The organism is Herbidospora mongoliensis (assembly GCF_001570545.1).
GTDB lineage: Bacteria > Actinomycetota > Actinomycetes > Streptosporangiales > Streptosporangiaceae > Herbidospora > Herbidospora mongoliensis.
The window spans coordinates 84,234-96,952 of the sequence record NZ_BBXD01000012.1; the positions used below are offsets into that span (position 1 = coordinate 84,234).

The 12,719-nt window shown below is 70.0% G+C and carries 8 protein-coding genes; 1 reads left to right on the forward strand and 7 read right to left on the reverse strand.

Annotation, left to right across the window (positions count from 1 at the left end; translation table 11 throughout):
- Positions 1–16: 16 nt before the first annotated feature.
- Positions 17–847 (forward strand): NAD(P)H-binding protein, encoded by an 831-nt coding sequence (locus AW272_RS15260; protein ID WP_066364901.1) that lies wholly within the window; start codon positions 17–19, stop codon positions 845–847.
- Positions 848–970: 123 nt separating this feature from the next.
- Here the strand turns inward: AW272_RS15260 and AW272_RS15265 are convergent, their stop codons facing one another.
- The 7 genes from AW272_RS15265 to AW272_RS15295 all read right to left on the reverse strand — a co-directional run bounded on the left by AW272_RS15265 (position 971) and on the right by AW272_RS15295 (position 12,697).
- The gene (locus tag AW272_RS15265) at positions 971–1,666 is read right to left on the reverse strand and encodes a TIGR04282 family arsenosugar biosynthesis glycosyltransferase (RefSeq protein WP_083958346.1); all 696 of its coding nucleotides are present in this window, start codon (positions 1,664–1,666) and stop codon (positions 971–973) included.
- 155 nt (positions 1,667–1,821) lie between these two features.
- A complete protein-coding gene (locus AW272_RS15270) occupies positions 1,822–2,886 on the reverse strand; it encodes an NAD-dependent epimerase/dehydratase family protein (protein WP_066364902.1) in 1,065 nt (354 codons plus the stop codon).
- Positions 2,887–2,934: 48 nt separating this feature from the next.
- On the reverse strand, positions 2,935–4,191 hold the full coding sequence (locus AW272_RS15275) for a DUF6297 family protein (protein ID WP_066364903.1): 1,257 nt from the start codon (positions 4,189–4,191) through the stop codon (positions 2,935–2,937).
- Positions 4,188–4,793, reverse strand: coding sequence for an ABC transporter ATP-binding protein (locus AW272_RS15280; protein WP_066364905.1), 606 nt, complete (start codon positions 4,791–4,793; stop codon positions 4,188–4,190). Before AW272_RS15280 ends, AW272_RS15275 begins: the two co-directional genes overlap by 4 nt.
- 79 nt (positions 4,794–4,872) lie before the next feature.
- Positions 4,873–8,964 (reverse strand): PQQ-dependent sugar dehydrogenase, encoded by a 4,092-nt coding sequence (locus AW272_RS15285; protein WP_066364906.1) that lies wholly within the window; start codon positions 8,962–8,964, stop codon positions 4,873–4,875.
- 11 nt (positions 8,965–8,975) lie between these two features.
- Positions 8,976–10,457, reverse strand: a complete 1,482-nt coding sequence (locus tag AW272_RS15290) for a glycosyltransferase (protein ID WP_083958347.1) — start codon at positions 10,455–10,457, stop codon at positions 8,976–8,978.
- Positions 10,454–12,697, reverse strand: a complete 2,244-nt coding sequence (locus AW272_RS15295) for a glycosyltransferase family 2 protein (protein ID WP_218010907.1) — start codon at positions 12,695–12,697, stop codon at positions 10,454–10,456. The genes AW272_RS15290 and AW272_RS15295 overlap by 4 nt, the downstream gene beginning before the upstream one ends.
- Positions 12,698–12,719 lie beyond the last annotated feature (22 nt).

The following is a 12,719-nucleotide window of genomic DNA, read 5'->3' on the forward strand; positions in this document are numbered from 1 at the left end:
ACGAGAGGAACCAGAGATGACCTACCTCGTCACCGGCGCCACCGGACCCTTCGGTCGGCTCGCCATCGAGAGTCTGCTCCGCCGCGGCGTCCCCGCCGATCAGATCAGGGGAATCGGGCGGCAGATCGAGAAGGCCGCCGACCTGGGTGTGGAGATCCGCCAGGTCGACTACGAGGACAAGGAGACGCTCCGCCGCGCTTTCGACGGGGTGTCGAAGGTGCTGTTCGTGTCCGGGTCGGACCTGGCCCGGCGGCGCGGGCAGCATGAGAACGTCGTGGCCGCCGCCGTCGACGCGGGGGTGGAGCTGGTCGCGTACACGAGCGTTCTCAACGCGCCTGCTTCCACGATGCTGCTGGCCGAAGACCACCAGGCCACCGAGAAGCTGCTGACCGAGTCGGGGCTGCGGTCGGTGTTCCTGCGGAACGGCTGGTACTACGAGGTGTACACCGGCCAGCTGGCCACCTATCTCGAACACGGGATCGCGGGCGCGGCCGGTGACGGGCTGGTCAGCGCGGCCGCTCGCGCCGACTTCGCCGACGCGGCCGCGGTGGTTCTCACCCAGGAACCCGAGAAGGGGGTGTACGAACTCGCGGCCGAGGTCTTCACCCTGGCGACCCTGGCCGATGAGGTCGCCAAGGCCTCCGGTAAGCCGGTCGAGTACGCGTCGCTGAGCGCCGACCAGTATCGGGAGGTCCTCAAGGGCGCCGGGCTGCCCGCCGACATCGCCGACTTCGTGGTCGACATCGACCTCGGGATCGCGAGGGGCGACCTGGAGACCTCCAGCGACGACCTGGCGAAACTGCTGGGCCGTCCGCCCGTCTCGCTGCGGGACGCGCTCGCTCGGTAGACGAGAACCGGGCTGGTTCCGCACCAGGTAGGCGGCGGTGCCCAGCCCGGTCACATGGGCCACCGCCCCGGCGGCGGCCCCGCCGAGCCACTCCCACCGCCCGTCGAGGGCATGAGCACCCCGTCAGTGCCACCAGGTCGGCGAGCTGTGCCTGGCGATCGTGGCGGTGGTGGTCGTGCTGGTACTGCTGGGCCGTCGTCGCTGAGCCCTGAGCGCCAGCCGGGTGTGGAGGCCGGCGAAGACGCTCCACGGCGCCGATGCGGCCACCGCCTCGGCGTCGGCGGCGGTGTCCACGTCGCGCAGGCCAGGCAGCTCGCCGACCACCAGTCCCTTGTCGCGCAGCCGTGCGAGCTGGACCGCCCCGGTCTCCGGCACCGACATGGGTACGCCGAGCAGCAGCGCCGGATCGGGCTCGGCCAGGCCGAGCGCCCAGAACCCGCCGTCGTCGGCCGGCCCGAACCAGGCGTCGTGCCGGCTGAAGTCGAGCGCCGGTACCAGCAGGTTTGGCGAGACCTGCGGGGTGTCCATCCCGATCAGCAGCGCCGGCCCTCCGCAGTCCGCGAACGCGGCGGCCAGGCGCTCGTCCAGGCCGCCTTCACACTGGGCCCGGACCTCGAACCCGGCCGGCAGCCACGCTCCGGGCGACCCCGCCAGCACCAGCACATGCCGGTCGGCGGGGGTGCGCAGCGCCGCGGCGAGGGTGTCGGCCAGCGCCGCCTCGGCCAGCGCGGCGGCCTCGACCGGGGTGAACGGCGGGGTCAGCCGGGTCTTCACCCGTCCCGGCAGCGGTTCCTTGGCGATCACGAGAAGAGTCGTCACTCGCCCGGCACCCGCCGCATGTCACGAACGGCCTGGAGGACCCTCCGGCCCGGCGGGGCCTCGGCCTCGTTCCGACAGGGCAGCACGACGTCCACGGTTGTCACACCTGCCACCGTAGGAAGCCAGACCCCCTTTGACCTGCGGGAAACGCGGGATCACACCGCCATTCCGGCCGACGCCCGCAGCGGCGCGTGCGCGAACTCGGCCATACCCGCCGTGAACCCCACCCGCGGCGCCCAGCTCAGCTCGCGCCGCAGCCGCGCCGAGTCGGCCGTGATGTGCCGCACGTCCCCGAGCCTGAACTCCCCGGTCACCACCGGCAGTGGCCCGCCGAACGCGGTGGCCAGCGCCGTCGCCATCTCCCCGACCGTCCGGGGTTCACCACTTCCGGTGTTGTACGCCGCATGGGTGCCCTCCGGCCTTTCCGCGATGGCGTCCAACGCGCGCAGATTCGCCGCCGCCACATCGGTGACGTGCACGAAGTCGCGCCGCTGGCCGCCGTCCTCGAACACCCGAGGCGCCTCACCCCTGGACAGCGCGGACCGGAAGAACGACGCGACCCCGGCGTAGGGGGTGTCACGCGGCATGCCCGGCCCGTAGACGTTGTGATAGCGCAGCGAGATCGCGGTGCCACCGGTCGCGCGGGCCCATGAGGCGGCCAGATGCTCCTGGGCGAGTTTGGTGGACGCGTACACATTGCGCGGGTCGACGGGGGAGTCCTCGCCGACCAGACCGGGCTCCAGTTCCGCTCCGCACCACGAACACCTCGGCTCGAAGCGCCCCGCCTCCAGGTCGGCGACGTCCCGGGGGCCGGGGCGGACCACGCCGTGGGACGGGCACGAGTAGCGGCCTTCGCCGTACACGACCATCGATCCGGCCTGGACCAGCCGGTTCTTCTTCATCCGCGCCATCACCGCCAGCAGAACCGCCGTGCCCTGGTCGTTGCAGGAGACGTAGTCGGGCGCGTCCGCGAAGTCCTTGCCCAGGCCCACCATCGCGGCCTGGTGACAGACGGCGTCGACCCCTCTCAACGCCTCTCCGAGGGTGTCGGCGTCGCGGACGTCGCCGTGGATGAACTCGGCGTCGGGGGGCGATGGGTCACCGGGGTGGGCGGCGGGCAGCAGGGCGTCGTACACGACCGGCTCGTGACCGGCGGAGGTCAGTGCGGTGACGATGTGCGAGCCGATGAAACCGGCTCCTCCTGTGACGAGAACTCGCATGTCAGAGACGCTACGGAACCACCGGACGCGGGACGGGTTCCCGCGCCGTCAACCCACCGCCGTCTGCACCAGCGCCAGCCCCGCCAGCAGCGCGGGGCCACGCGACAGTTGCAGGATCAACCCGAGCGGGGTGGGCCCGAACAGCCCGACATCGATCACCGGGGTCGGGTAGTCGAGCGGCGGCCGGGTCGCGACCCGGTAGACGACCGCGAGCGCCCCGAACGTGGTGATCGCCGCCATCAGCGGGGTGACACCTGGCACCACCAGCAGGGTCACCAGCGACCAGACGACCGCGCCGACGCCGGGGATCGCCAGGTGGGCGAGGGCCAGCTCACGGTCGGACCCGCCCAGCGCACGCCGCAACGCCGGCGCCCGCGAGACGACCCGCAGCCCGGCCGCCAGCCGGTCGACGGCGACGAACCCCGCCACCACGTGGATGGCGGGGAGGAACGGAGTGACGGCCGCGCCGTAGGGCACCGCCAGCAGGGCGGCCCAGAAGAGCAGGGCGGTCGGGGTGCGCCGGATCCTGGCCAGGTCGGCCCTGATCAGAGCAGTGAAGCGGGTGCCGTGGATGGCGGCCGGGCGGACCCGACCGAGGGAGCGGGCGCGGCGTTCCAGCACGATCGTCCAGAAGAGGGTGACGTCGAGGGACAGTGCCGACGCCTGCGTCGCCGTGGCCAGCTCGGCGCCCGACGACAGCCGGCCGCGCGTCATCGTCCCCAGCCGCTGACGCGCCAGCCAGACCGCCGCGACCGCACAGGTCAGCGCGACGGGAACGGGCACCACGAGGTCCAGACCGGAATCGGCGACCATGGCGGTCCCCGCCAGCAGCCACGCGGTGACGGCCAATCCTCTCTGGACGAGGGGCACGCTGCCGTACCTCGACTGGATCAGCACGCACGCGCAGGCCACCACCACGCCCACCGCCGCCCAGACCGCGAACCAGGGCGCGACCGCCACGGTCAGCCGGGTCACCGCGACGAAGGCGAAACCCAGGCACAGGCACCCGCCCACGCCCGCCGCCACCGCGCCCGCCAGATGTTTGCGCAGCAGCCGTCCCCGGTCGGCCGGGGTGCTCAGGACCCAGGTCCGGGCGGGCGCACCGGCGTACAGGGGACCGAACCCCAGCAGCCCTTTGGCCAGCAGGACCAAGCAGAGCGCCGTGAGGGCCGCCGCGACACCCTCGGCGATCGGGGGAGCGGAGCCGCCCGACAGACCCGACGCCACGGCCTCCGCGCCGATCGCGCCGAGAACGACCAGGTAGACGGCTCGTTCGGCGAGGGCGGCGAGGCTGAACCTGGTCATGCGGAGATCTGACGGTCGGCGACGGCCGCGATCAGGTCGGGGTCGTGGGAGGTGAACAGGACGGCTGTACCGGACGCCTTCTCCTTGGTCAGGCGGTCGGCCAGCCATGACCTTCCGGCGTGGTCGAGGCGCTGTTCGGGCTCGTCGAGGAGCAGGAGGCGGCGGGGGCGCACCAGGCAGGAGGCGAGGCCGAGGCGGTGGCGCTGGCCGCTGGACAGGGTGACGGGGAGCTGGTCGGCGGGGAGGTCGAGCTCTTGCAGAACGGAGGCCACGGTGCCGGGTACGTCAGGGGTGCCGTGGGCGTGGGCGTACAGGGTGAGATGGTCGACGACCGACAGGTCGGGGAAGTAGTCGGCGTCGTCGAGGAGGCATGCCATCGCGGCCCGGACGGCCGGGTCGGACTCGCGCAGGGGGGCGCCGTCGAGTTCGACCAGGCCGGAGTCGGGTTCCTCCAGGCCTGCCACGCATTTGAGGAGCGTGGTCTTTCCCGCGCCGTTCGGGCCGACGACGGCCACCGCTTCGCCGGGGAACAGCGTGAAGGTGACGTCTGTCAGCACGGCGAGGCCGGCGTAGGACTTGCACAGGCCGGAGACGGTCAGCACACGCCCAGTATCGACCCGGCGGAAAGGAGCCGGGCGCCTCCCCCGAAGGGGAGACGCCCGGCTATATACGACAAGCGGTTCAGCTCACCAGCACCTGGTCGAAGACCGTCGTGTTGAGCTGGCCCGCCTCATGCGAACAGACGAACAACCCGATGGTCGCCGCTCCGGCGATGGTCGCCGTCCCGATGGCCGTCCAGTCCTCGCCGTTCGCGGACCTGTACGTCGTCACGGTGGATCCGACCCGCGATACCCGCAGCCACACGGGCGCGGTAGCGGCCCCACCGTCGACGTCGGAGTTGAAGTTGGCCTGCTGATGGATCCCGTTCGCCGGCGTGAGCATCACCCCGGAGTACGGCGAGAGAGCCGTAGCCGCCGACTTGATCATCAGCCCCGACTTGGCCCAGTTGTCGGTGTTCTCCTGGCTGATCACCCGCGCCACGATCGTCCCGTTCGCCGGAAGCGTCCGGTACACGTAGTGCATCTGGTCAGCGGTCCCCCACACGTCCCCACCCGCGCCGGAGATCGTGAAGGTCCGCCCGTTGACACTCGCGGTCCCCGCCAGCGCGGGAGTCCCCACGTCGACGGAGTTCCACCCGGAGGGCAGCCCGGTCGTGTTGGCGGGCGTCACCGTCACGTCCGAGAACGTCGCGGTCGTCCGCTGGCTCCCGTCGTGGGAGACCGCGAACAGGCCGACCTGCGCCGCGGCCGCCATGGCGACCGTCCGTGCCCCGATCCGGGTCCAGGTCACCCCGTCGTCGGAGTCGAAGGCCGTGAACGTGTTCCCGGCCCGCACCAGCTTCAGCCACACCGGTGCTTCCACGTCAGACCCGGTCACGTCCTGTTCCCCGGTCGTCTGCAGGTGCACGCCGTGGTCGGCGCTGATCAGCAGGGAGGCGTACGGAGACCCCGCGATGGTCGTCTCCTTGAACATGACGCCGGCCTTCGTCCACGCCTCGGCCCGGGTCAGTGAGTTCACCCGGGCGACGATGGTCCCGTCGCCCGTGAGCGACCGGCGCACGAAGTGCATCTGGTCGGTCGTGCCCCAGACGTCGTCTCCGGCGGCGGTGATGGAGAAGACGCCGCCCAGTTCCCCGGAAGACCCGGCCAGGACGGGGTTGCCCACGTCCCCGCCCGTCCACAGCGCGGGAAGGCCGTTGTCGTCGGCCGACTCGAAGGCCACGTGGTCGAACGTCGCCGTGCCGAGGACGGTTCCGTCCCGGTGGGCGGTGACGAACATGCCGGCGGAGACCGTCTCCGGCAGACCGGGCAGGGTGTGCTGTCCGACCAGTGTCCAGTTCGTTCCGTCGGGTGACCGGAACGCCTTGATCACGTCGCCCTCGCGGGTGAGGCGGGCCCACGCGTCCGGGAACGTGAACGGGCCGCCGACCACCGAAGACGGATCGGAGGTCTGGAAGTGCATCCCGTTCTCGGGGGTGACGAACAGGTCCGCGTACGAGGTGGGGCCCTTGATCATGAGGCCCGCCTTGGCCCACGGAGCCGTCTCCGACTGCGAGGTGATCCTGGCGGTGATGGAGCCGTCCCCGGTCAGCGGGCGGTTGAGGAACGAGTGTTCCTCGGTGTCGGCCCACACGTCGGTGCCGCCGCCGTTGACCGTGTACGTCCCGGTCGCGGTGTCGTAGGTGGCGGAGCCCGCCGGGGTGGCGCCGTCGACGTCCGCGCGGGTCCACGGGCTGGGCACGGGGCCGACCGTCGAGCCCTGGGTGACCTGGACGTTCTCGAAGACCGCCTCGCTCAGCGCGGTCATGTCGTGGGAGCTGACCCACAGCCCGATCGTCGCCTGGGCGGCCATCGGCAGGGTGGTGGTCCCGATCGCGGTCCACACGACGCCGTCCGCGGAGCGGTAGGCGGTGAAGACGTTGCCGGTCCTGGACAGTTTCATCCAGCCGCCGAGGGAGGCGTATCCGCCGCCGTCGCCCTGGAAGTCGTACTGGAAGTGCATCCCGTTCTCTGGGGTCAGCGCCACCGCCGCGTACGCGGCCATCGGTGTCGCCGACGCCTTGATCATGATGCCGGCCTTGGCCCACGGGTGGGTGTTGCTCTGCTCCGCGAGCTTGGCGATGATCATGCCGTCGCCCTGGAGGGGCTGGAAGACGTACCGGAACTCGTCGGTCTGGTCCCAGACGTCGTTGCCGCCGCCCTTGATCGTGAACGAGCCGGCGTCGTAGTACGTCGTCCCGGCGACGGTGCGCGGGCCGATGTCGGCGCTGGCCCAGGGCGCGGGCGGCTGGGTCAGCTCCAGGAAGCCGGCCTCGTACGCGGTGTCCTCGTCGGGGGTGACGATCGTGTGGGTGATCTCGCCCTCGTCCGACCAGCCCTGCCAGGCGTACTGCCTGCCGTTCCAGAACTGGGTGCCGGGGGCGCTCAGCACGCGTTCGACGCCCACGACCGCCTGCTCGACCTTGGTCCCGGTGAACGGCACGCCGTCGACCGTGTACGTCGGCCCGAGCGGATCGGAGGTGAAGGTCAGCTCGACCAGGTTGGGCTTCACGTCCACGAACGACGTGTGCTGCAGCCCGCCCGCGTCGGTCACCGTCAACTGCACGCGGTACCACGTCGTGGCCACGTTGTCGGAGACGCGGGGGATGGTGAACGTCCCGCCGCGCACGCCGTTGACCGGCCCGAGGAACGGGTGCACGTGGTCGGCGTGGTGGAAGATCACCGACCACGAGAACGCCGAGGCCGGCAGGGTGCCGTCTTCGGGGTCGGTGCCCGTGGCCGCGTAGGTGATGGTGTCACCGGCGTCGTACTTGGCATTGTTGACGGGCGCGGTGATCGTGCCCGTCGGCCTCCGGTTGCCGACGGTGACCTTCACCGTCGCCTGCGTGGACTTCTCGCCGTCGCTGACCGTCAGCGTCACGTTGTAGGTGCCGTTGGTCGTGTACGTCTTGGTCGGGCTCGCCTGCGTCGAGGTCGTGCCGTCCTTGAAGTCCCACAGATAGGTCACGTCGTCGCCCTCGTCGGGGTCGCCCGAGCCGAGAGACGAGAAGTGGACCTCCAGCGGCCCGAGGCCGTCGGTCGGCGTGGCCGCCGCCTTGGCGATCGGGGCGCGGTTGCCGCCCGAGGGGGCGATCTTGTAGAACGCGCCGGGGAAGATGTTGAGCTGGTACAGGTTCCCGTCGGGGCCGGTCGAGATCTGGACCGGGGTGCCGGCGTTCAGGTCGAAGTCGTTGACCGAGATGACGCTCTTGTACTCCGCGTCCATCTTCAGGTACTTGATGAACCCGAGCGTGTAGTCGGCGAAGAAGACCGCGTTCTGATACTCCGCCGGGAAGGTGCTCCCGGTGTAGATCTCCAGCGAGGTCACCGAACCGGCCGCGGCCGGGGGAGCGGTGTGCGGGTAGGTGTAGACCGGGTTGGCGTAGCCGCATCCGGCGCAGAAGCCCTCCGTGAGGGGCCAGCCGTAGTTGGCGCCCTTCTCGACGAGGTTGATCTCCTCCCACTCCGAGCCGCCGACGTCACCGGTCAGGATCTTCCCGGCGTTGGGGCCGTTCGGCACGACGTCCCAGCGGAACGGGTTGCGCAGGCCGTAGGCCCAGATCGACCGCTCTGCGCCCGGAGTGCCGGCGAACGGGTTGTCCGGCGGGATCGAGCCGTCCTTGTTGACGCGCAGGATCTTGCCGTGCGGCGTGCCGAGGTTCTGCGAGTTCGGGTTGTACGTGTTCATCCCCAGCGACCAGTAGAGCTTGCCGTCGGGGAGGAAGCGCAGCTCGCCGCCGTGGTGGAACACGTTCGACGGCTGGTTCGACTGGACCAGCACCAGTTCGGAGGCCGCCGCGATGGTGTCGCCGGTGACGGTGAAGCGGCTCAGCCGGTTGAAGTTGTCGCTGCGGGTGTAGGCGACGTAGATGTAGTGGTTGGTCGCGAAGTCGGGGTCGATCTCGAGCCCGAGCAGGCCGCGCTCGTCGGCGTTGGCGGTCGGCACGGTGATCATCGGCGCGGTCTGCAGCGCGCCGTTCTTGATCAGCCGGATCGCGCCGTTCTTCTCGCCGATGAAGACGCGCCCGTCCGGCGCGAACCGGAAGGCCGTCGGGGTGTCCAGGCCCTCGGCGAGCAGGGTCTTGTCGAACTCCACCGGCGGCGCGGCGTGCGCCGCCGTGGCGGGGACGAAGAGGAGGGCGGCCAGGAGGAGTAACGCGGTGAGGATGCGCATGGTGGTGCTACCTAGTCGGTCAGGGCAGGCATGGGGGCGGGGGCCTTCTTCTCCTCGACGACGGTCTCCTCGTCGTGCGAGGTGGCGTGGTCGACCAGACCGTGCTCGGTGAGCTCCCAGTAGTGGCGTCGCGACGGACGCAGGAGCTGGAAGAAGGCCTTGTAGGCCGCGACGCTCATGAGGCCCCAGTAGAGGGGCACCGTCAGCATGGCCCTCACGGCACGATGGAGCCCCCGCTCCATGCAGCCGGTCATGAGGCAGTACATCATCAGGAAGTTGCCGAGGATCATCGTGAGCACGCCGAGATAGAGCACGACGGCCGGGAAGAGCGCCTCGATGTACTGCGTGCCGGTGAAGATGTAGATCAGCGTCATGACCCAGAAGAACGGGTTGACCAGCGTGGTGAACGTGGAGAACCCGAGCGTCAGGTGGAAGGCGATCCAGCGGCGGGTGCCGAGCTCACGCCACAGCTTGACCGGGTGGCGGGTGTGCACCAGCCACGTCTGGATGTAGCCCTTGATCCACCGCGACCGCTGCCGCACCCAGTTGCCCAGGTGGCTGTTGGCCTCCTCCTCGGTGACCGACACCATCATGCGCACGTCCCAGCCGCGCCGGGCGATGCGGATGCCGAGGTCGGCGTCCTCCGTCACGTTGTACGGGTCCCAGCCGCCCAGCGCCCGCAGGGCGTCGGTGCGGAAGTGGTTGGACGTGCCGCCCAGCGGGATGGCCAGCCGGTGCCGGTCCAGGCCCCGCAGGGACAGGGAGAAGTTGGTGGCGTACTCGGCCGCGAAGCACTGGGTCAGCCAGTTGGTCCACGGGTTCCAGTACTGCAGTTCGGCCTGCACGCACACCACGCGGTCGGCCAGCAGCCGGAAGGCCAGCACCGACTTGCGGAGCTGGTCGGGGTCGGGCCGGTCCTCGGCGTCGTAGATGACGCAGAACTCGCCGCGCGCCATCTGCAGGCCGTAGTTGCACGCCTTGGGCTTGGTCTTGGGCATCGAGTGCGGGACCAGCACGACCTCGAACTGCGGCAGCAGCTCGATGTGCTCCAGGGCGCCCCGGGTGGCCTCGTCGTCCTCCTCGATGAGCAGGAGGATCTGCAGCTTGTCCTGGGGGTAGTCCATCTGGGACAGCCGCTTGACCAGGAACGGCAGCACCTCGGCCTCCCGGTGCAGCGGCACCAGGACGGTGTAGAGGGGCAGCGCGTCCCACGGGATGGTGTCGATGTCGTGGGGCTCGAAGCGGAGCACCGCGGAGCCCCAGGCGCCGAACACCATGGCCAGCTTGAACGCGATGACCGCGACGTAGATCGCGGTCACGAAGGCGACGGCGGCCTGGCCGTACCAGATGGGGCCGGGGCCCCAGCCGGTGAAGATGTGGAGCGTCACGGCTCCGACCAGCAGGGCGATCACCAGGGTGCCGGCGACCGCCTGGCCCCTGCTGAGCAGGCGGCGCGCGCTCAGTTCGTCGGGAATTTCGGCGGTGGTGTTCATCGCGCGGTCTCCGTTCCGATGGCGCGGTAGATCAGCCGGTCGGCGTCCTGGTAGAGCAGCTGGTAGTTCTCGTTGAGGATCGGGGTGTTGTGGAGTGACTTGTGGACGCCGTCCTCGGAGCCCGCCGACGAGCGCATGTAGATCCAGCGGACCTTGCTCTCGACGGGGTCCACCAGCGCCGGTTCCCACATCCGGAACGAACCCTCGTAGATGACCTCTCCGAGCGGCAGCTGCGACTGGAAGGTGACGAGCTCGTTGCCGAAGTTCTGCATGAGCACCCGGCCGCCGTCGTAGTTCTCCTTCAGCCAGTTGGCCGAGCCGACGTCGATCCGGCCGCCGGGGGAGGCGAGGTAGGCCATCGGCTCCTCCAGCGTCTTGGTGCCCGGCACCGCCAGGACCGTCGCCGCCAGCGCCACCGCGACGAGCGGCGCCGCCTTCTTGATGTACGTGACCAGGAACCCCATGAACACCGCCGCGCCCAGCGCCATGACCATGCCGAACCGCACGTTGTAGAGGTCGCCGTGGATCTCCGTGACGTGCAGCGGGCGCTGCCCGGCGTACAGCGTGAAGATGTAGAACGGCAGGAACCCCAGCAGCGCGTACGGCGCCAGCGTGGCCGCGTGGATGCGGTGGCGGACGAAGTAGAGGACCACGCCAAGCGCGGCGAGGCCGAGCGTCACCCAGCCGATGTCGTCGCCCATGGCGATCAGGTAGGTCTGGGCCGAGACGACGATGTCGCCGACCGTCTGGTCGCCGGCGGTCACCCAGAGAGACGGCTTGGCGTACTCGCCGACCTGCCAATACAGCGGATTGCCGAAGATGAGCCAGTTCCAGCCGCACCAGGCCGCGATGCCGCTGTAGGCGATCACCGAGAAGAAGATCAGGTTCGCCTCGATGTGGGTGTAACCCCGCCATCTCCGCAGCGCCGTGTAGCCGACGACGCAGGTCACCGCGAGGCAGAGGATCCAGCCTTCGTACCTGGTCAGCGTCGCGAGAACGGTCCACATCGAGGAGAGGGCGATCTGGCCGTAGCGCCCGGTCCGGCACCACTCCTGCAGGTGGTAGACCGCGCCCGCGATGCAGGCGAACAGCAGCGACTCGGTCATCGGGGTGGCCTGCAGGTAGAGCGCGTTGGTGTTCAGCGCGAACACCGCGGCCGCCGCGACGCCGGCCCAGCGGTTGTCGGCCATGCCGCTGGCGATCTTGTACAGGTATCGGACCGTGATGACGTACGAGGCCATCGAGACGATGCTCGACGCCATGCCGGTCGTGTAGAACCACTCGATCCACACGAACGGCACGGCGAGGACGTGGGGCAAGGGAAGCCACACGCCACCGAGCTGGGCGACGCCCGCGGTCGGGCTGTCCACCACGCGCGCGGCGATCAGGACGTGCGAGACCGCATCCTTATAGCTGAGGACGACGCCCTCGTTGAAGTAATAGATTGCCGCCACGACGGAGAGAACGGCGGCGAGGCCGGTCACCACCGCCAGCAGCGGGTCGTCCGGGGTGAGCGCACGACGGGTGCGACGCCACTTGAGGCCGTCCCTGACCAGGTCGCGGTAGACGCTGGCGAGGCTGGTGAGCGACCGCAGGATGACCCGCATCGACGCGCCGGTCTGGTGGCCGTGCTGGCGCGGATAGTGGTTGACCGGGTGTTCGACGATGCGCGTGTACCCCGCGCCGATCTTGGCCAGCAGCTCCGGGGAGATCGCGGCGGCCTCACCCGTCAGCGTCAGGTGGTCCAGGAGCTTGCGGTCGAGCAGCTTGTAGGCGCAGTCGACGTCACGGCTGCGGGTGCGCAGCAGCACCCGGTTCATCTGGGTCCAGATCCACGCGTTGACCTTGCGCATGAACGGGTCGGCCCGGTGCTTGCGGTAGCCGATCACTCCGTCGGCGCGCTCGTCGCGCTGCACCTGGAGGAAGGTCAGCAGATCTTCCGCCCTGAACTGACCGTCGGAGTCGGTCAGCAGGATCCGCCGCATGTCGGTCTGGTCGAGGGCGGCCGCGATACCGGTGCGGACGGCCCCGCCATAACCCTGGTTGACCTGGTGGTGAACGGCGATGACGCGGCCGGGGTAGAGCTCGGCGAGCTCGTCGAGCACCCGTCCGGTCCCGTCGGGGGAGCCGTCGTTGACGACGACCACCTTGTGCTCCATGTCGGCGAGCGTGGTGAGGAAGTCCTCAACTGTTGCCCGCAGGTTCTCTTCTTCGTTGTACGCGGGCATGACGACGGTCACGCCCTCGGTGTATAAGCGCGCG